16 protein-coding genes and 3 tRNA genes are annotated in these 19,836 nt (G+C 37.9%); 15 read left to right on the top strand and 4 right to left on the bottom strand.

From position 1 onward, the window contains the following. Positions 1 to 83 precede the first annotated feature (83 nt). The 9 genes from mfd (at position 84) to AAJG31_RS13040 (ending at position 9,921) form a co-directional block, all read left to right on the top strand. Entirely contained in the window at positions 84 to 3,596 is a 3,513-nt protein-coding gene (gene mfd / locus AAJG31_RS13080; protein WP_279493577.1) for a transcription-repair coupling factor, read from the top strand. 314 nt (positions 3,597 to 3,910) lie between these two features. Beyond that, complete coding sequence (gene spoVT, locus AAJG31_RS13075) at positions 3,911 to 4,447, top strand: stage V sporulation protein T (RefSeq protein ID WP_004229174.1); 537 nt, start codon at positions 3,911 to 3,913, stop codon at positions 4,445 to 4,447. Between the two features lie 158 nt (positions 4,448 to 4,605). Then, the gene (locus AAJG31_RS13070) at positions 4,606 to 6,228 is read left to right on the top strand and encodes a polysaccharide biosynthesis protein (protein WP_279493578.1); all 1,623 of its coding nucleotides are present in this window, start codon (positions 4,606 to 4,608) and stop codon (positions 6,226 to 6,228) included. A gap of 8 nt (positions 6,229 to 6,236) precedes the next feature. Continuing rightward, a complete protein-coding gene (gene mazG, locus AAJG31_RS13065) occupies positions 6,237 to 7,697 on the top strand; it encodes a nucleoside triphosphate pyrophosphohydrolase (RefSeq protein WP_054548592.1) in 1,461 nt (486 codons plus the stop codon). Between the two features lie 4 nt (positions 7,698 to 7,701). After that, on the top strand, positions 7,702 to 7,992 hold the full coding sequence (locus tag AAJG31_RS13060) for an RNA-binding S4 domain-containing protein (RefSeq protein ID WP_048395337.1): 291 nt from the start codon (positions 7,702 to 7,704) through the stop codon (positions 7,990 to 7,992). A gap of 147 nt (positions 7,993 to 8,139) precedes the next feature. After that, positions 8,140 to 8,439: a sporulation protein YabP gene (yabP, locus tag AAJG31_RS13055; RefSeq protein ID WP_004229167.1), complete on the top strand. Its 300-nt coding sequence runs from the start codon at positions 8,140 to 8,142 to the stop codon at positions 8,437 to 8,439. Next, positions 8,436 to 8,927 carry a spore cortex biosynthesis protein YabQ gene (gene yabQ / locus AAJG31_RS13050; RefSeq protein ID WP_279493581.1) on the top strand — a complete coding sequence of 164 codons (492 nt, stop codon included), beginning with the start codon at positions 8,436 to 8,438 and terminating at the stop codon, positions 8,925 to 8,927. The genes yabP and yabQ overlap by 4 nt, the downstream gene beginning before the upstream one ends. Positions 8,928 to 8,944: 17 nt before the next feature. Further along, positions 8,945 to 9,349, top strand: a complete 405-nt coding sequence (locus AAJG31_RS13045; RefSeq protein ID WP_279493582.1) for a septum formation initiator family protein — start codon at positions 8,945 to 8,947, stop codon at positions 9,347 to 9,349. Positions 9,350 to 9,483: 134 nt separating this feature from the next. Continuing rightward, on the top strand, positions 9,484 to 9,921 hold the full coding sequence (locus AAJG31_RS13040; protein WP_048395331.1) for a S1 domain-containing RNA-binding protein: 438 nt from the start codon (positions 9,484 to 9,486) through the stop codon (positions 9,919 to 9,921). 85 nt (positions 9,922 to 10,006) lie between these two features. Here the strand turns inward: AAJG31_RS13040 and AAJG31_RS13035 are convergent, their stop codons facing one another. From AAJG31_RS13035 to AAJG31_RS13020, 4 genes are all read right to left on the bottom strand, one after another. Beyond that, positions 10,007 to 10,258 carry a hypothetical protein gene (locus AAJG31_RS13035; protein ID WP_103117253.1) on the bottom strand — a complete coding sequence of 84 codons (252 nt, stop codon included), beginning with the start codon at positions 10,256 to 10,258 and terminating at the stop codon, positions 10,007 to 10,009. Between the two features lie 165 nt (positions 10,259 to 10,423). Next, positions 10,424 to 10,495, bottom strand: a tRNA-Glu gene (locus tag AAJG31_RS13030). A 4-nt stretch (positions 10,496 to 10,499) separates the two neighbouring features. Further along, positions 10,500 to 10,576 (bottom strand) — tRNA-Met (locus AAJG31_RS13025). Positions 10,577 to 10,587: 11 nt separating this feature from the next. Further along, a tRNA-Gly gene (locus tag AAJG31_RS13020) sits at positions 10,588 to 10,662 on the bottom strand. 418 nt (positions 10,663 to 11,080) lie between these two features. Between AAJG31_RS13020 and AAJG31_RS13015 the strand changes: the two genes are divergently transcribed. The 6 genes from AAJG31_RS13015 (at position 11,081) to AAJG31_RS12990 (ending at position 19,835) form a co-directional block, all read left to right on the top strand. Next, a complete protein-coding gene (locus tag AAJG31_RS13015; RefSeq protein WP_048395327.1) occupies positions 11,081 to 13,474 on the top strand; it encodes a SpoIIE family protein phosphatase in 2,394 nt (797 codons plus the stop codon). 29 nt (positions 13,475 to 13,503) lie between these two features. Continuing rightward, complete coding sequence (gene tilS, locus AAJG31_RS13010; protein ID WP_066038166.1) at positions 13,504 to 14,910, top strand: tRNA lysidine(34) synthetase TilS; 1,407 nt, start codon at positions 13,504 to 13,506, stop codon at positions 14,908 to 14,910. 67 nt (positions 14,911 to 14,977) lie between these two features. Continuing rightward, on the top strand, positions 14,978 to 15,520 hold the full coding sequence (gene hpt / locus AAJG31_RS13005) for a hypoxanthine phosphoribosyltransferase (protein ID WP_004229145.1): 543 nt from the start codon (positions 14,978 to 14,980) through the stop codon (positions 15,518 to 15,520). 281 nt (positions 15,521 to 15,801) lie between these two features. After that, positions 15,802 to 17,829 (top strand): ATP-dependent zinc metalloprotease FtsH, encoded by a 2,028-nt coding sequence (gene ftsH / locus AAJG31_RS13000; RefSeq protein ID WP_048395325.1) that lies wholly within the window; start codon positions 15,802 to 15,804, stop codon positions 17,827 to 17,829. A 153-nt stretch (positions 17,830 to 17,982) separates the two neighbouring features. Further along, a complete protein-coding gene (locus tag AAJG31_RS12995) occupies positions 17,983 to 18,816 on the top strand; it encodes an aldo/keto reductase (protein WP_081010921.1) in 834 nt (277 codons plus the stop codon). 251 nt (positions 18,817 to 19,067) lie between these two features. Then, positions 19,068 to 19,835 carry a type III pantothenate kinase gene (locus tag AAJG31_RS12990; protein ID WP_048395343.1) on the top strand — a complete coding sequence of 256 codons (768 nt, stop codon included), beginning with the start codon at positions 19,068 to 19,070 and terminating at the stop codon, positions 19,833 to 19,835. Position 19,836 lies beyond the last annotated feature (1 nt).

Below are 19,836 nucleotides of genomic sequence, written 5' to 3'. Positions count from 1 at the left end.
CAGCCATTAATAGAGATATGTAAAATAACACTAGAATAATAGAAATAAAAATATAGAATTTATGCTGAAAGGAGCTTTTGACTGTGGAGGTTTTACGACAGCTTGTGTCGCAAGATAAACATATTACATCATTTTTAAAGGAAATTCAGAGCGGTCAAACTGCATCACAGCTTATAACAGGTTTAACAGGAAGCGCACGCCCAGTAATGGTTGATGTGTTATTTGAATATGTAAAGAAGCCAATCTACATTATCTCTCCTAATCTATTGCAGGCACAAAAAATGGTGGATGAGCTTGCTGGACTATTAGGCGAGGAACATGTTCACTATTACCCTGCGGATGAATTTATTGCAGCTGATCTTTCTGTGGCTTCACCAGAACTTCGCGCGGAGCGAATCGCGACGCTCGATTGCTTAGCTAGAGGGGAGAAAGCCGTATATGTAATACCTGTGGCTGGTCTACGTAAAATAATGCAACCAAAAGAACACTGGCTACATTATTTTTTACAAACTGCATTAGGCGAAGATGTTGAAATTGATAAATGGTTGCAAACGTTAGTTGAGATGGGCTATGTACGGAATTCAATGGTGACATCACCTGGAGAGTTCGCATTACGTGGGGGAATTTTAGATATTTATCCACCTTATTTAGAATCACCAATTCGTATTGAATTATTTGATACAGAGGTTGATTCCATACGAACATTTTCAGCAGATGACCAACGTTCTATTGATAAATTACAAAAAATTCGTATTCTTCCTGCTTCCGAGGTCATTCTTACGAAATCAGAAAGACAGGCATTAGCAGACCGTTTAGAAGTGGCATTAGCAGCCAGCCTAAAGAAGGTGAAAAAGCAGGAGACAAAAGAACTTCTGTATCAGCATATTCAATATGATATTGAGTTGCTACAGCAAGGAAATTTACCTGATTATGTAAACAAATATGGCTCATTATTATACGATAAAACAGCCTTTTTGGGAGATTACTTTGAACATGATGGTATTGTACTTTTTGACGAGCTTGGACGTATTCAAGAGGTAATGGATGCATGGGAACGTGAAGAAGATGAATGGTTTTTATCTTTAATCGAAGAGGGAAAAATGGTTCATGATGTCAAACCCGCCTTCTCATTAAAAGAAATATTGGCGATGTTGTCACAACAAAAGCTTTCATTTTCATTATTTTCGCGAACATTTGCAGGGATTACGTTTAATAAAACAACTAACTTTTCTTGCAAACCAATGCAGCAATTTCATGGACAAATGTCCTTGCTTCAAAGTGAGGTTGAACGCTGGTTACTTGGCAAATTTACAGTTCTAATCATAGCAAGGGATAAAGAACGAGTAAAAAGGGTTCAGCAAATGCTTGAAGAATACGATATTCATACAGCGATAGGTGAGCCAACAGAACCTGGTATTTATATTGTAGATGGTGGCTTGTCGAGTGGCTTTGAATTGCCCCTACAGCGTTTAGCAATTGTAACAGAAGATGAGCTCTTTAAACAGCAGGCAAAGAAAAAAGCACGCACACAAAAAATGACCAATGCTGAACGTATTAAAAGTTATACGGAAATTAAGCCAGGTGATTATGTTGTACATGTTCATCATGGGATTGGTAAATATATTGGTGTAGAGACATTAGAGGTTAATGGTACACATAAGGATTACCTGCATATTCGATATCGTGCAGACGATAAATTATATGTCCCTGTAGAGCAAATAGACTTAATCCAAAAATATGTGGCGTCAGAGGATCGTGAACCAAAGCTACATAAATTAGGTGGAGCAGAGTGGAAAAAGGCTAAAGCGAAGGTATCCTCTGCTGTACAGGATATTGCAGATGATTTAATAAAGCTGTATGCAAAGCGTGAAGCAGAGAAAGGTCATGCTTTTACACCTGATAACGACGACCAACGTAATTTTGAAGCGATGTTCCCTTATGAGGAAACAGAGGATCAGCTACGTTCAATTGTTGAAGTAAAACGAGATATGGAACGTGAACGCCCTATGGATCGTTTAGTCTGTGGCGATGTAGGCTATGGTAAAACAGAGGTAGCCATTCGTGCCGCATTTAAGGCTATTCAAGATGGAAAGCAAGTGGCATTCCTTGTCCCTACTACTATCTTGGCTCAGCAACACTATGAGACAATTCGTGAGCGCTTTCAGGATTTCGCCATTAATGTTGGATTGTTATCTCGCTTCCGTTCGAAAAAAGAGCAAACAGCCACATTAAAAGGCTTAAAAGAAGGCCGAGTCGATATAGTTATTGGAACACACCGTATTTTATCTAAAGATTTAATTTTCCAAGACCTTGGCCTGTTAATTGTGGATGAAGAGCAACGCTTTGGTGTGACGCATAAGGAAAAAATTAAGCAGTTAAAGACAAATGTCGATGTCTTAACTTTAACAGCTACACCTATCCCAAGGACACTTCATATGTCCATGGTAGGGGTCCGAGATTTATCTGTTATTGAGACGCCTCCTGCTAATCGTTTCCCAGTTCAAACATATGTGATGGAGCACAGCGGGGCATTAGTACGAGAAGCTATTGAGAGGGAAATGGCACGTGGCGGACAAGTATTTTATTTATATAATCGGGTAGAGGATATGGCTCGAAGGGTTGAGGAGATTCAAGTGCTGGTCCCTGAAGCACGTATAGGCTTTGCTCATGGAAAAATGACTGAGTCAGAGCTAGAATCCGTAATTTTAGCCTTTTTAGAGGGCGATTATGATGTGCTTGTTACAACAACGATTATCGAGACTGGTGTCGATATACCGAATGTAAATACATTAATAGTCCATGATGCTGATCGCATGGGCTTAGCACAGCTCTACCAATTACGCGGGCGCGTTGGACGTTCTAACAGAGTAGCTTATGCATATTTTATGTACCAACGCGACAAAGTTCTGACAGATGTAGCGGAGCAACGTTTACAAGCAATTAAAGAATTTACAGAGCTTGGCTCAGGCTTTAAAATTGCGATGCGAGATTTATCTATTCGGGGCGCAGGAAACTTACTTGGAGCGCAGCAACATGGCTTTATTGATTCAGTTGGCTTTGATTTATATTCACAAATGCTTCAGGATGCCATCGCGGAACGTCAAACGGGCGTGAAAAAAGAAGAAAAGCCAGATATAGAAATTTTGCTGAGTATTGATGCTTATATTCCAGACGCTTACATTCCAGATGGTTATCAAAAGATCCAGATGTATAAACGAATTAAAGCCATGGATCAGGTGGAGGAGTATGACGAAATCATGGAGGAATTAGAGGATCGATTTGGCGATCTTCCAATTGAAACAGAGCGTTTACTTCGAATAGCACGAATGAAAGTTTGGGGCTTAGGTGCGGGAGTAGTATCTGTAAAGGAGAAGCAAAAACTTATTACAATACTATTGTCAGAACAAGGGACGGCAAGTGTCGATGGCAGTAAGATTATTGAAGAATCGATGAAATTCGAGCGTGCTGTTGGTTTTGGTATGGATGGCATGCAGTTAAAATTAACAATAGATGAACGCAAGAGTGGGAAATATCAACCCTTTGATATGTTGGAAGAGCTAATGCAAATTATTGATAAAGCAAAAAAGCAGCCATAGTAGTTAAGAGGCTAATCATATCTTTTACCGTAAAAGATAAGATTAGCCTTTTTCATGTTGCTTCAGTAATCATCATCTCTAACATATTTGCTCACAGGAATAATTGATTTTTTCCAATATTTTTTATGAATTAATTATAGAAACTTATTCCTTGGGTAATCTAATAAAGAGTTGATTGATGTAATACCGTTTTTTGAAAAAAATTGATTGATGGTTGTGAAATCCTTTTTCTTCAGTTTTTGCATAGATTGCTCAAATAAAAACCATACTATCATTGAATTAAAATTTCATTGTAGCGAAAGCGAGGCATTAGAATGAAGGCAACAGGAATTGTTCGTCGTATTGATGATTTAGGGCGTGTAGTTATTCCAAAAGAAATTCGTAGGACGCTACGTATTCGTGAAGGCGACCCGCTTGAAATTTATACGGACCGTGAAGGCGAAGTCATTTTAAAGAAATATTCTCCCATCAATGATTTGGGGGAATTTGCAAGAGAATATGTTGAAACACTTTATGAAACGATGGGCACACCAGCATTTGTCACTGACCGTGATGAAGTAATCGCTGTTGCAGGGATAGGGAAAAAGGAATATATAAATCGTCGCATTACGTCCTTTGCGGAAAGCTTTATGGACGAACGCTCCACAAAAATAGAAAAAATGGAGACAACGATTGAAATTGTCCCTGGACAATATGAGCAAGTAAAATCATATTGTGCGACACCTATTATGGTGAATGGTGACCCAATAGGCTGTATTATCGTCTTGTCTAAAGTACACTTTGTTGGTGAGGTAGAAGTCAAAGTAGTGGAAACAGCTGCAAACTTCTTAGCAAAACAAATGAATAGTTAATGCATGTAAAAGTTATTGCGATGACCTTTAAGGCTGAACAATAACTTTTTTGCGTACATAAGGATGAATCATTATAGGAACAGTAGTGCCACCTTGCACGTCAAACTTTTGAGATATGCTATACTATTGGCATTGTTAAGAAGGAAAGAGGGCAATTTATGTCGCAACGTTTTGGTATGAAAAGCTACATGAAGGGTGCCGCCTTATTGACGATAGCAGCCCTTATTGTAAAAGTTCTTAGTGCCATTTACCGTGTGCCTTTTCAAAATCTAGTAGGTGATGAAGGCTTTTATATCTATCAACAGGTATATCCAGTTATTTCAATCTTCGTTGTTTGGACATCTAGTGGCTTTGCTATAGCCATTTCTAAAATGCTTGCAGACAATGATTGTATTGTTGATACAATAGAACGTGATGAAAGACGTCGCACTATAACACAGGTAGTTTTCAGGTATTTAACGGTATTATCACTACTGTTTTTTGCCATTTTATTTGGAGGTGCTGAAAAGATTGCCCATTTAATGGGAGATATTCAATTAGCACCACTTATTCGTACAGGCTCCTTAGTAGTATTGGTTATGCCGGCGCTGGCTATTTTAAAAGGTAGCTTTCAATCTAGAGCAATTATGGAGCCTATTGCTTATGCCCAAGTACTTGAACAAGCAGTGAGAGTAACTGTCATATTAGCAGGTACCTTTCTTATTATGACAACGACTAAATCTCTTTATGGTGCAGGAAAAATGGCTGTTATCGGTACAGTAATTGGAGAAATTACAGCCTTGCTATTACTTGCTTATATCTCATATAAACGATTTGGTCTACAGCAAGTTAAACAACATCTACAAGGTAATCCAAGTTTACCTATCATTAAAGAGGTCACTTGGCTCAGCTTGAGTGTCAGTATGAGTGGTCTACTACTCCTTGGCTATCAATTGGTCGATTCATTTACAATCTATTCTTCATTAATTGATAATGGGATGACTCCTACAATTGCAAAGGAAACGAAGGGTATTTATGATCGAGGACAACCGTTAGTTCAACTAGGTGTTGTCATTGCATCCTCATTGTCGTTGGCCATTGTGCCACTTGTCGCCCATTTGTCGAAAAAACAAGCGGGACGTAGTGCAGTGCCATTCATACAATTAACATACAAAGCATCCGTCCTGTTCGGCTGGTCTGCTGCACTAGGCTTAATGCTAGTTATGCCTTATTTAAATGAAATGCTTTTTAAAACCAATTCCTTATCGGAAGTATTGATTGTCTATGTATTTCAAATTGTCCCTTTGTCGATTATCCTTACATTTACAGCAATCTTACAAGGCTATGGAAAATTAAAAAAACCAGCTTTATTTCTCATAATCGGTTTTCTAATAAAAATTATATTAAATGTACGTTTAATTGGTGGATTAGGTGTACTAGGAGCTGCCATCGCAAATGATATAGGATTATTATTAACAGCAACCTTGCTAATTATTTATTTAAAAACATTGACTGGCATTCAATTAGCTTCAGGCGCATTTTATAAAAAAGTAGGTATAGCCTCCTTCAGTATGACAATCGTCGTTCTTATATGGTTACAGCTAGTATCGACCTTGTTAAACCATTTGATGTCTTCACGTATGATAGCCATGGTGGCGGGTTTGACAGCAGTATCTATTGGGGCGTTTGTTATGCTAACAATTATTGCAAAGAAAAGAGTACTAATAGAAAAAGAATGGTATTTACTGCCGTTTGGACGTAGAATGGCTGTTTACCAACTTTGGCTAAATTCAAGGAAGTAGGTGTAATATTGAATACATTAACAATTATTGGTTTAGGTGCAGGTGACTTTAATCAGCTGCAAATGGGTGTTTATAAAAAATTAAAGGCTGCTAAAAAATTATATGTACGAACAGTGGATCATCCGGTTTTAGAGGAATTAGCAGCAGAGGGTGTGGGATTTGAAAGTTTTGACGACGTTTATGAAAAACACGATACATTTCAACCTGTGTATGCAGAAATAGCTGATTCACTTATAGAAGCTACCGCTGTTGAGGATGTTATGTATGCTGTGCCAGGGCATCCACTAGTTGCAGAGCAAACAGTGCAATTACTTATTGCAGCCGCAAATGAAGGGAAAATTGAGCTAGTCATTGAGGGTGGTCAGAGTTTCTTAGATCCCATTTTTGGTGCGTTAAAAATAGATCCAATTGAAGGCTTTCAATTACTTGATGGTACTAGTTTTTCAATGCATGACATTAACATGCGTCAGCATATCTTGATCGCTCAAGTATACGATACATTCAGTGCATCAGAAGTGAAGCTAACGTTGATGGAGAAATATGATGATGAGTATCCTGTGACAGTTGTGACAGCGGCTGGATCTTCACAGGAACAGATTGTCACAGTGCCACTCTATGAACTCGATCAAAGTGTAGAAGTAAATAATTTAACAACAGTCTATGTACCACCTGTAAAATCACAGGAGGAGTCATTAAGAGATTGGACAACATTCCGTCAAATCATTGCAACGCTGAGAGGTCCAAATGGCTGTCCTTGGGATCAAAAGCAAACACATGAGTCGTTGAAAAAATATTTACTTGAGGAAGCACATGAATACTTGGCTGCGGTCGATGCTGAGGATGATTTTGCTATGATTGAGGAACTTGGTGATGTGTTGTTACAAGTATTTTTGCATGCACAAATTGGAGAAGATCAAGGTTATTTTACACTTGAAGATGTGTTAGCTTCGATTAGTAAAAAAATGATTCGCCGCCATCCGCACGTTTTTGGGGATGTTGCAGTAGAAGATGCAGATGATGTTGTGGCTAATTGGGAGGCTATTAAAGCTGAGGAAAAAGAAACTAGCGACAAACCTTTATTAGACGAAGAATATAGAGCATCTTCGGCATTACAGACAGCCTACAATTATCAAAAAAGAGCTGCAAAAGTGGGCTTTGATTGGCCAGATGTGGAGGGAGCATGGGATAAATTTACCGAGGAATGGCAGGAATTTCGCCATGAGGTGACGAAAGGCTCTAATGCGTCCCGTCTTGATGAATTTGGCGATGTATTGTTCACATTAGTAAACTTAGCACGTTTCTATAAATTATCACCAGAAGAAGCCATGCTACATGCAAATGAGAAATTTGCAAGACGTTTCGGCTATGTTGAGCAACAGGTAAAGGCAAGTGGAAAACCATTTTCCGATTTTACATTAGAACAATTAGATGCATTTTGGAATGAAGCAAAGCAACTAGAAAAGGAGTAAGATTATGAGATTAGATAAGTTTTTAAAAGTATCCCGTTTAATAAAACGCCGTACTTTAGCCAAAGAAGTGGCCGATCAAGGACGTATTACAATCAATGAAAAGATTGCAAAAGCAAGTAGTACAGTGAAAGCTGGTGATGAGCTTGCTATCCGTTTTGGTCAAAAAATAGTAACGGCACGTGTAGAAGAAATACGTGATACTGTGAAAAAAGAAGATGCAGCAAAAATGTTTACCATTTTGAAAGAAGAACGACTTGAAAAGATTGAGCCTGAATTTATTGATGATGAGGATTAAAGCTAAATTTATTTTCTAGCCCTCCTATTGTTGTCCTGCCTTTCTTTTTGTAGGTGAAAGTATGACACAACTTAAATAAAGTTGTCATGCTTTGAAGGTTGTCCGCATAAAGTGAACAGAAGCTAGGACGACTAAAGGAGGAAAAAAATGACGCTACATCAAGAAAGTAATCGTTACACAATTCCATCTGGAGAGCATATTTTAACGATTCGTAATCGTAAAAGAATGGACATGACTTCTGTAAAATCAATTGAACGCTTTGATCAGGAAGAGTTTTTCATTAAGACGTCCCAAGGGCACTTGTTAATCCGTGGAGAGGAACTGCATATCGTTCATTTAGATGTTGACAAAGGATTATTGACACTTGAAGGAACTGTAAAAACCTTACAGTACGACGAGGAGGAAAGTGGCTTCTCGAAAGGTTTCCTTCATAAGTTATTTGGATGATTGTCAGTGAACAATTTTATCAATTAATTGTCATGGTTTTGAGCGGTATAGCAGTTGGTTTCATAATTGATAGTATAAGGCTTATTGTTTTTTCAACTCCAAAAAGGTCAAGCCTTCGAAAGTGGATGATGGTTGTTGAGTTAATAACTTGGATTCTACTTGGAGGGTTGACATACTATTTATTATTTTGGCTAAAAGATGGCGCTTGGCGGGCTTACGACCCGCTAGCGCAAATAGCCGGAATTTTTTTGTATCAATCATTTTTTCAAACCTTTTTACGTTTCGTTGCTAGAATTTTGGTGAATATAACATGGAGACCCTTTTGGTTCATTGTGCGTTTCATAATTACGGTTATTCGACAAATTTTGCAATTATTAATAAATATTGTTATGTTTGTTTTAAGACCTTTTGTCAAAATTTATTCGTATTTGTCCTACACTTTTTTTAAAAAATTACGATATTTGAAGTATAATAAAAAGCAACAATAATTATCGGAGGTGCGGACATGACTAGACGTCATTCATCAAATGATGAATCCCAAAACTTCACTAAGCTTGATAATGACTATGTCCGTAACACGGATAGAGCTATAAATCGCAAACAACAGGCTCGAAAACGTAAGATGCGTCGTACTGTCTTTTTTGCGATTGTACCAGTCATTATTATTGCTCTTCTCTTAAATGTGCTGTCACATCAGAATGAAACATTAGCAGCAAAAGAGAAATCCAAAGAAGAAGCGAATCGGCATCTCACTGAATTGAAAGAAGAACAAGATACATTAAATCTTAAAATCAAACAATTGCAGGATGATGAATATATCGCAAAGCTATTAAGAAAAGAGTACTACTTATCGGAAAAAGGTGAGATTATTTTCATCATTCCAGATAAGGAAGATAAAAAAGACGACTGAAAAGCTATGTATTGTTGACACTCTTTTATTGTTATATATAATGAAAAGAGAAGCTTATTGCAGTAAAAAGTTTGATTAAATTGATTACATGGCTCAAAAGAGTCGCTTAATTTTTAAGGAGGAGCATTTTTTTTATGTCAATTGAAGTAGGCAGCAAGGTACAAGGTAAAGTAACAGGAATCACAAATTTTGGAGCATTCGTTGAGCTGCCAGATGGCAAAACAGGCTTAGTTCACATTAGTGAAGTTGCTGACAATTATGTAAAAGATATCAATGAGCATCTAAAAGTTGGAGATGAAGTTGAAGTAAAAGTGATGAATGTTGAAGCGGACGGAAAGATTGGTCTTTCAATCCGTAAAGCAAAGCCTCAAGCTGAAAGACCAGAGCGACCAGAGCGTCCAGCACGTCCACGTCGTGATAATCGTTCCAATGATCGCAACGAACGCCACCAGCCAAAAGAAAATTTTGAGCAAAAAATGGCACGCTTCTTAAAAGATAGTGATGAACGTCTAGCAACACTTAAACGTGCTACAGAATCAAAACGCGGAGGTCGCGGAGCTAGAAGAGGGTAGTTTGCTGACTGTTTTAATCGTAGAAAAAGTGTATGAAATAGAGTTGGGAGTGGCTTTTTAAAAGCTACTCCTTTTTTTAATATACCTATAAAGTAGAAGAAGGTCTCTTTTTCTTTTTTGTGGGTGTTATCGTTTTTTCATCGGTAAGACCAATGGATTCTTTCTTCACAGGATGGATAACCATTTTGACAAGTAAAGAAACACCATATACACTCACAGCTAGTCCACCAAGCAATAAGATTATTTGAACAAAAAACGGTAAGTTTATTAGAATTGAAATAAGAATAATCATTGAGCCACTTCCACAAATTAAAGCAGCTTTTGTTAATGCACTCAAGGGAATTAAACCTCCTAAAAACGTTGTTTTTACTAGTATGCCATACTTTTATATTCTGTCACATAGCTTTACTTAAGCGGACGGATAGAATTTGCAAAGAAGTAGATAGATGGATAAATTAAAAATAGGTATCTCAGAATCTAGTTCTGAGATACCTATTTGAGATGACCCGTACGGGATTCGAACCCGTGTTACCGCCGTGAAAGGGCGGTGTCTTAACCACTTGACCAACGGGCCTATATGGTGGCGGCCGAGGGGATCGAACCCCCGACCTTACGGGTATGAACCGTACGCTCTAGCCAGCTGAGCTAGGCCGCCAAATTTAGAAATGGAGCGGAAGACGAGGTTCGAACTCGCGACCCCCACCTTGGCAAGGTGGTGTTCTACCACTGAACTACTTCCGCATGTCGTTTAAGCAACAAGTTAAATAATACAAGCCAATCGTGCTAGTGTCAAGTAGGTTTGAAAAAATATTTAAAGATATTTCAGGACATTTAACTATAGAAGAATATTTTAGCGGATTTTTTGTTCTTACGTAGAAATATATCCTAGAGAATAGTTGTATCAAACCATTAATAGTACGTGAAATCCCTTCAAATTAGGCTTTAAGATGAATAGTAAATAATTATTATATTGATTCAATAATTGAATTTTCCAATATTTCTATTGATCAAAAGCCTTTTACTATAGAAATTGTTGCCAATTCTCGTATTTATGAATAGCTATTAGTCGAAATATTTATATTTTTTTCTGTCAACGTCAGACAATCTTTCCACACATAATTTTTTATAATAACCAAAAGTGCGGAAAGGGGATAGTTAAATGACAAGTATTGAATGGTATAATACAACGAATGTAGATGACCAAAAAATAGGTTTGAAAAAGAAGCAGATCCTAATAGGCTCTCTCTTTTTTTTAACCGCCTTTTTCTTGGCTCAATCTGTTGTATTTGAAGCGGCTGTACCGTTCTCAGTTCCTTTTTGGGCCATTATTCGAACAAAATATAGGGAGTATGCTAAATTCGTATTATTTGGGAGTTTAGCGGGTTGCTTTTTCCTAGGCTTTGGACAAGTCCTAATTCTCGCTTTACAAATTATCCTGTATGAATGTATTATGCGTTTTCGTTACTGGCAACTGCCCCAAAGTATTGCGGTGTCTTTAGCTGTATTACTAGTACAAATAATGTGGCAAGGGGTGATGTATCAAGGCTTACCACCAGTGCTTGTACAATTTTATGTGGGTTGTGAAGCAGCTTTAGCTCTTATTATGACATTGTTTATGCAAGTATTATTTGTTAATTCGTATGAATGGTTTACGACGCATTGGACATATGAAAAGCTAGGTTCAGGATTAGTCGTCTTTGCAGCCATGCTTACTGGAATGCAAACGGTTGTAATAAGCTATTTTTCACTCCCTATTTTTTTACTGCAGCTCTTTATCTGTTTTGGCGCATTGGTTGGAAGTGTGCCCTTAGCAACTGTCATTGGAGCAGTGTTAGGAACGCTTATAGGTGTGGCCAAGCTTTCGTTTACCGGTATGCTTTCGGTGGCTACCTTAACTGGATTATGTGCGGGTATGGGAGCGAAAGGTGGTAGATTTGGCGTTGCTATTGGTAGTATTTTACCTAGTGTATTTTTTTTATTTTATGACGCCACATTGCCCTTGGATAGTGTTTATTTCACCTCAATTGCCATTGGTAGTATTTTATTTCTAACCATTCCAAAGAAATATTCAGATAAGGTAAGGGACAAGCTCTTTCCACAACGAGAAGAGGTTTTACTAGCCCGACAGAATTGGTTAACAGAACATGTAACGTATAAATTAGAGCACTTTCAGCATTTTGTGCAATTCATGAAGGAACTTGTGTTTGATCGCTTTATGACAGCACCAGTTGAAGCGGCAAAGGAAGTAGCACCAATGAATACTTGTTTAAGTTGTTTCCGTTATGATCATTGCTGGGGTGCGCAAAATAATGGTATGGACAAGCTGATGACAGATTGGTTTCATATGAAAGGAGTAGGCAAGGAATCAGCTATTCATCGTGTTGAAGAACAAATACGCTATAAATGTGTGAAATCCACGAAAATCTTTGAGGAATTAGATACAGAACTTTATAGAGAACGAATTAACGGGCAATATTTCCATGGTAAAAAAATGATTGCCCTTCAACTGCGAGATATGAGCAATCATTTAAATCAGTTAATTGCTGAGATGAAGGAAGATACAATTTCTTTTGTAAGTGTTGAGAAGGACATTGTTGAGCGCTTAAAGGAAGCCAATATTGAATGTTTTCAACTTGATGTCTTAAGTAATAAGCCAGGGGCAAGAAAGATTGTTTGTGCCTTAGCACCAGCACGTGTCAACTGGGAGAAAGATACGACATTAGCTGAACGTATGATTTTGCCGATTCTTTATGAAATTTTTGATGAACCTTTTGAAATTGAAAAAGTAGTAGCCTGCGAAATACCATTTCGTCATGTTCAAATTTGCTTTAGATCAGCTATTAGCTTTGAAGTAGAGTATGATATATATAGCATGTCTAAAGATGCAACACTATATTCCGGTGATTCTCATGCCCTTTTCCAATTGCATCCAGGATTATTTGCGATATTGCTGTCTGATGGTATGGGGCAAAGTAAAGAAGCACAACATGAAAGTAGAAAATTGATTCATTTAATGAGAGAGTGTCTAAATTACAATATGAATCCCGAAACTGCGATGCATACGCTCCATTATGTCATGGCATTAAAGCAGCAAGATGATATGTATGCAACCCTTGATTTTGCACTTGTCGATTTACAGCACGGAGATTTGTGGTCGTGGAAAGCGGGTGGAATGTCAACCTACATTTTGCGTGGAAAAGAGGTACTGAAAGTAGAAAGTAATGCAGCACCTGTAGGATTCTTATCTATTTCAGCGGTCGAAGCTGAAAAAAGAAAACTGAAGGCAGGTGATGTTATTTTAATGCATTCAGATGGACTGTTCTCAAGTGTAGCTGATTGGGATGAACAGGAGGAAACATTTTTAGCTTTCGCACAGCAGGTAGCAAGTACAAATAAAACGATTCAAGAAAAGCTAACAACCATTATGCAATCATTCCAAGGATATTTTGAAATAGAGGATGATTGTACAGTATTAATGTTAGAGGTGACACATGTTGTACCGACATGGGCTGTCTTTAGACCAGCTCAGTATTCAATGAGTAAATCATCTTAAACTAACAACGAAAAGGGGAGGAGAAGCGTTTGTCATTTGAATTAAAGGTCAAAACATTTATAGAAGAAGAGCAATTATTACAGCAAGGCGACCATCTTCTCATCGCCGTTTCGGGTGGGATAGACTCTATGGCTTTACTTCATTACTTTATTCAAACACAGGAGCATTGGAACATTCAGGTGGAAGCCGTACATGTTGATCATATGTTGAGAGGAGAAGCTTCTGCTGAGGATAGGGCTTTTGTTCAAAAATATTGTGACGCTAATGATGTTTACTTACATGCCAAGGAAATTCCAATACCTACAATATTGGCACAGGAAAATGGTAATACACAGTTAATATGTCGTAGGGAAAGGTATCAATTTTTCAAAGAAGTTCTGCAAAAAACAAATGCTAATAAGCTTGTAACTGCACATCATGCGGATGACCAACTGGAGTCAGTATTAATGGCCCTTACAAAAAATGCAACAATGAATAGCATGCAGGGCATACGTCCTCAAAGAATTTTTGGAGGAAAATCATTAATTCGTCCGTTTTTAACGGTTACAAAGTCTGAAATAGGGGAATATTTACTTAGAAAAGGTTTAGATTATCGAGAAGATGCTAGCAATTCTAAAGATACCTATGTACGTAATCGTTTTAGACATCATGTGGTGCCTTTATTGGAGGCAGAGAATCCGCGAGTGACTGAACAGGTGACCCATTTCACAAAGCAATTGCAAGAAGACGATACCTTTTTAATGACATTGGCCCAAGATGTATTTTCCCAAATCATCATAAGAAATAATGAAAATACATATCGCATGGAAATTGAGGCATTTCAATTGGTACCACTTGCTTTACAAAGGAGGCTCATTTTAATACTATTAAACTATCTTTACAAAGATTCAAATACGATACAAAGTTATGCCTTATTGACTTCAATTTTAAAGCTTTGTGATACAACAGCAGGGTATGCTGAAATTCACTTACCTGAAGATTTTCTAGCAGTTCGCCGTTATGGAAATTTAACGATTCAGAAAAAGGAGCCGTTAGAAGGCCTAGCTTCTCCTGAGAAACAGGTTATTTCGACTGCTAATGGCTGGACAACACTGACAAATGGTGAGCGCTTACGCGTAGTCAATTTGCATGATTTATCGTCTGAATTGCTGACGGATACTGCACAACTTTTTTATTTTAACGCTAGCAAACTCCACCTACCGTTTTATGTTCGGGCACGCAGGGATGGAGATAGAATGCTGTTAAAAGGAATGGATCAGCCAAAACGCTTATCTCGCCTTTTTATAGATGAAAAGATTCCTTTAAATGAGCGAAATAGCTGGCCGTTACTGATTTCTCAATCTGATGAGGTGGTAGCGGTAATTGGTGTGCGTATGGGAATATTTTTTTCAACCACTCCGCAACCAAACGATGATACAGTGCTCATCGTAGACTAAGGTCTTTGTAAAATATTTCACCGAAATAGGGTGAAGATTTTTTGATACATCACGAGGAGGAATCGATATGTTACAAAACGACATCGAAAAAATTATGATTACAGAAGAACAATTGCAAGAAAGAATTGCAGACTTAGGCGCGCAATTAACAGAGGAATACAAAGATGCATTTCCATTAGCTGTTGGCGTACTTAAAGGGGCAATGCCATTTATGACAGACCTAATGAAACGTTTCGATTCTTTCATCGAACTTGATTTTATGGATGTGTCTAGCTATGGTAATGCTACTGTGTCATCTGGTGAAGTGAAGATTTTAAAGGATTTGAATACAAGCGTTGAGGGACGTGACGTATTAATTATCGAGGACATTATTGATAGTGGTTTAACTTTAAGTTATCTAGTAGATTTATTTAAATATCGCAAAGCAAAGTCCATTAAAATTGTTACATTACTTGATAAACCATCAGGTCGAAAAGTAAATTTATCTGCTGACTATGTTGGTTTCGAAGTGCCAGATGGCTTTGTTGTAGGATATGGCTTAGATTACGCTGAAAAATATCGTAATTTACCTTATATTGGTATTTTAAAGCCTGAGGTATATTCTTTCTAAGAACAAAAGACCAGCTATAAAAAGTAAAGGTCTCCAGCGCAAGTCACGTATTTTTAGTTATGTTTAACATAATTCAAAATCTTGACACAATGTTTAGCTATATCGAGCCCGAGGAACAGGTACAATTACGCTGGGACATATAAAGATGGCCTAAAAACTGTTGTGATAACGGCAATAAGTGAACGAAACATTTTTTAAGTAGGGCTTTTCGTTGTATGATGAAATCATGATATGTTAAGATTTTACTTATAATTTTTCTGTTTGTAATGAGGAGGCTGGAGATGAATCGAATATTTCGATATACCATATTCTATCTACTGATTTTCCTAGTGATTATCGGTATTTTTGGTACTTTCAATGGTGGAAATTCACCAACGAAAGAATTAACTTATCATGAGTTTCAAGAAGCTCTAGATAAGAAAGAAATAACAAGTGCTACAATTCAACCTGATAAATCAGTTTACGTCGTTGAAGGAACACTGAAGGGGTATGAAAAAGGGGAAAGTTTTACTACAAACATCCCTCGTGAAAACCAATCTTTAATGGACCGCATCGATGAGGCTGCTAAGGATAAAAATAGTAATATTAGTTTTTTAGCAGCACCAGAAACAAGTGGATGGATTCAATTCTTTACAGGAATTATTCCTTTCATTATCATCATTTTCTTATTCTTCTTCCTAATGAGTCAATCTCAGGGTGGCGGTAATAAAGTGATGAGCTTTGGTAAAAGTAAAGCTAAACTGTATGATGATCAAAAGAAAAAAGTGCGTTTTACAGATGTAGCAGGTGCTGATGAAGAGAAAGCAGAACTTGTTGAAGTGGTAGAATTCTTAAAAGACCACCGCAAATTCACTGAAATTGGTGCCCGTATTCCAAAGGGTATCTTACTTGTAGGTCCTCCAGGTACAGGTAAAACATTACTTGCACGAGCAGTAGCAGGTGAAGCGGGTGTTCCATTCTTCTCTATCTCAGGTTCTGACTTCGTTGAAATGTTTGTCGGTGTTGGTGCTTCTCGTGTCCGAGATCTATTTGAAAATGCTAAGAAAAATGCTCCATGTATCATCTTTATCGATGAGATTGATGCAGTAGGTCGTCAACGTGGTGCTGGTCTCGGTGGAGGCCATGATGAGCGTGAACAAACATTAAACCAGTTATTAGTTGAAATGGATGGTTTTGGTGCCAATGAAGGGATTATTATCATTGCCGCAACAAACCGCCCGGATATTTTAGATAAAGCATTATTACGTCCAGGTCGTTTTGACCGTCAAATTACAGTAGGTCATCCTGATGTAAAAGGACGTGAGGCAATTCTTAAAGTACATGCACGTAATAAGCCTTTAGCAGATACAGTTGATTTAGCAGCTGTTGCTCAACGTACGCCAGGTTTCTCAGGTGCGGATTTAGAAAATCTACTAAACGAAGCAGCGCTTGTAGCGGCTCGAAAAAGTAAGCGCACTATAAATATGGCAGATATTGATGAAGCATCAGACCGAGTAATCGCTGGTCCTGCAAAAGCCAGTCGCGTATATTCTGCGAAAGAGAAGAAACTAGTATCCTTCCATGAAGCCGGCCACGTAGTCGTTGGTCTTGAGCTAGATGAGGCTGATACAGTACACAAAGTAACAATTGTTCCTCGTGGGCAAGCGGGTGGATATGCGATTATGTTACCGAAGGAAGAGCGCTTCTTTACGACAAAGCAAGAGCTTTTAGATCGTATTGCAGGTCTTCTGGGTGGTCGTGTAGCTGAAGAAATTGTTCTTGGTGAAGTTTCTACTGGAGCACATAACGATTTCCAAAAGGTTACAAGCATTGCCCGTGCTATGGTTACTGAATACGGAATGAGTGAGAATCTTGGAGCTATGCAATTTGGTTCAAGTCAAGGTGGTAATGTATTCCTTGGCCGCGACTTTAATTCTGACCAGAACTATTCTGATTCAATAGCCTATGAAATTGATAAAGAAATGCAAAAAATAATTGATACACAATATGAGCGTACTAAGCGTATCCTTACGGAAAAACGTCACCTGCTTGATTTAATTGCCAATACACTAATGGAAAAAGAAACATTAAATGCACAAGAAATTGAGCATTTACGTGATCACGGTGTGTTACCGGAACCAGAGGCTGCAGAAAAAATTGAGGAGAACACTCCAAAGATTGAAGCAAAGCCTACATTAGATACTATTGGCGAACCAGTTGTTGAAAAAGAGCTACTAAGTAAAGAGTCAAATCCAACAACTTTGGATTTAGCAAAAGAACGTAAAGAACCGAATGATGCACCTAAGGGTATCGATGAAAAACGTGATTAAAAATAGGGAAGACTGTTTACTAGTTCAGTAAGCAGTCTTTTTCTTTGCCTTTTCTTACTAATAAGCATTAGGATAGAGTAGTAAAAAAGACAAGCTGCATGCAACTCTGCCATTTAGAGAGATGTTAGCCAAAAAAGATAGGAGTGTATATGCGTGGGAAATGTTGTATTGAATAATGGTCTTAAAATGCCTTTGGTTGGATATGGTGTCTTTCGAGTACCCGAAGGAGATGACCTAGCTGAAGCAGTCAAAACAGCTATAGCAAAAGGCTATCGTAGTATTGATACAGCACAAGTATATCGAAACGAAGAAAGTGTTGGACGAGGAATACGAGCAGCCATTGAAGAAGGCTTGGTAACTCGTGAAGAATTATTTATCACATCAAAAGTTTGGAACGATGGACTTTCCTATGAAGAAACACTTGCGGCATATGACAGCAGTCTAGAAAAAATAGGATTAGACTATTTAGATTTATATTTAGTACATTGGCCTGGAATAGACCAAAATTATATTGAAGTTTATAAAGCACTAGAAAAGATTTATCAAGATGGTCGAGTACGTTCAATTGGTGTTAGTAATTTCCATGTACACCATTTGGAAAGCCTTTTGAAGGAAACGACTGTCGTCCCTGTTATAAATCAAATTGAATTCCATCCGCATTTAATACAGGAGGAAGTACGTGCCTACTGTAAGGATAAGGGCATACAGGTAGAGGCATGGTCTCCGTTGATGAATGGTTCTCTACTGGAAGAGGCATTGATTCAAGAGCTAGCATCTAAATATGGCAAAACGCCTGCACAGATTGTATTACGCTATGATGTGCAACATGATGTTGTCACGATTCCAAAAACGATGACACCTGCACGTATGACTGAAAACCTAGCTGTTTTTGATTTTACGTTAACTGAGCAAGAAATGACACAGTTAGATGCAATGAACGATGGACTACGTTGTGGTCCAGATCCAGAAAAATTTAATTTCAAATGATTGTAAGAGAGGCTACCATATTTAGGGGGCCTCTTTTTAAAGAAGGATGATAACATGTATAGGTATTTATCTCCACCTGTAGTAGAAGGTGATGTACCTAAGACTATCCCTACAGTACAAACAACATCTGCTGAATCAAGATAAAAAGTATGGTATCATTTTCTAAAGTGTTTTATCCTCATTCCAGTTAGAGAGAATATTGTAATATGGGGATTGTGAAAGTTACAATGACGACATGGGAGGTGTCATTCTTGATTTTAGTTTTAGATGCAGGGAATTCCAATATTGTATTAGGTGTCTATGATGACAACGATCAATTAGCCTTCCATTGGCGTATGGTGACGGATCTTCATAAAACAGAAGATGAATATGCCATGCAAGTTCTTTCATTTTTTAATCATGCAGGCATTTCATTTGAACAAATAACAGGCATTATTATATCCTCAGTTGTGCCACCAATTATGTTTTCACTAGAGGCGATGTGCCAGAAGTATTTTCGAAAAAAGCCATTGATAGTAGGGCCAGGTGTGAAAACAGGTTTAAATATTAAATACGAAAATCCTCGTGAGGTTGGGTCTGATCGCATAGTGAATGCCATAGCAGCTCTAGATTTATATAAGGCCCCTTGTATCATAGTTGATTTTGGGACAGCAACAACCTATTGTTATTTGAACGAAAAGGGCGATTACATGGGTGGAGCTATTGCGCCAGGCATAACTATTTCTACAGAGGCTCTTTATACACAGGCTGCAAGATTGCCGCGTATTGAAATCGTTCGACCTACACATATCGTGGGGAAAACGACCGTTTCTGCCATGCAGGCGGGAATTTTTTATGGCTTTGTCGGGCAAGTTGAGGGCATTGTTAATCGTATAAAAGCACAAAGTAAAGAGGAGCCATTAGTTATTGCTACAGGTGGATTAGCAAATCTAATTGCAGGGGAGACACAAATTATAGATGTTGTAGATCCATTTTTAACGTTAAAGGGTTTATATAAGCTCTATAAACGTAACCAATAGG

This window comes from Lysinibacillus sp. BS3 (assembly GCF_039614735.1).
Classification (GTDB): domain Bacteria; phylum Bacillota; class Bacilli; order Bacillales_A; family Planococcaceae; genus Lysinibacillus; species Lysinibacillus capsici.
Note: the sequence above shows the minus strand (reverse complement) of the source record. Positions and strands in the feature narration are given on the sequence as shown.

What these genes read in the sequence shown, in the direction of transcription:
- spoVT (WP_004229174.1), top strand. Translation starts at nt 3,911, where the DNA reads ATGAAGGCAACAGGAATTGTTCGTCGTATTGATGATTTAGGGCGTGTA.
- AAJG31_RS13070 (WP_279493578.1), top strand. Translation starts at nt 4,606, where the DNA reads ATGTCGCAACGTTTTGGTATGAAAAGCTACATGAAGGGTGCCGCCTTA.
- AAJG31_RS13060 (WP_048395337.1), top strand. Translation starts at nt 7,702, where the DNA reads ATGAGATTAGATAAGTTTTTAAAAGTATCCCGTTTAATAAAACGCCGT.
- yabP (WP_004229167.1), top strand. Translation starts at nt 8,140, where the DNA reads ATGACGCTACATCAAGAAAGTAATCGTTACACAATTCCATCTGGAGAG.
- yabQ (WP_279493581.1), top strand. Translation starts at nt 8,436, where the DNA reads ATGATTGTCAGTGAACAATTTTATCAATTAATTGTCATGGTTTTGAGC.
- AAJG31_RS13045 (WP_279493582.1), top strand. Translation starts at nt 8,945, where the DNA reads ATGACTAGACGTCATTCATCAAATGATGAATCCCAAAACTTCACTAAG.
- AAJG31_RS13040 (WP_048395331.1), top strand. Translation starts at nt 9,484, where the DNA reads ATGTCAATTGAAGTAGGCAGCAAGGTACAAGGTAAAGTAACAGGAATC.
- AAJG31_RS13015 (WP_048395327.1), top strand. Translation starts at nt 11,081, where the DNA reads ATGACAAGTATTGAATGGTATAATACAACGAATGTAGATGACCAAAAA.
- hpt (WP_004229145.1), top strand. Translation starts at nt 14,978, where the DNA reads ATGTTACAAAACGACATCGAAAAAATTATGATTACAGAAGAACAATTG.
- ftsH (WP_048395325.1), top strand. Translation starts at nt 15,802, where the DNA reads ATGAATCGAATATTTCGATATACCATATTCTATCTACTGATTTTCCTA.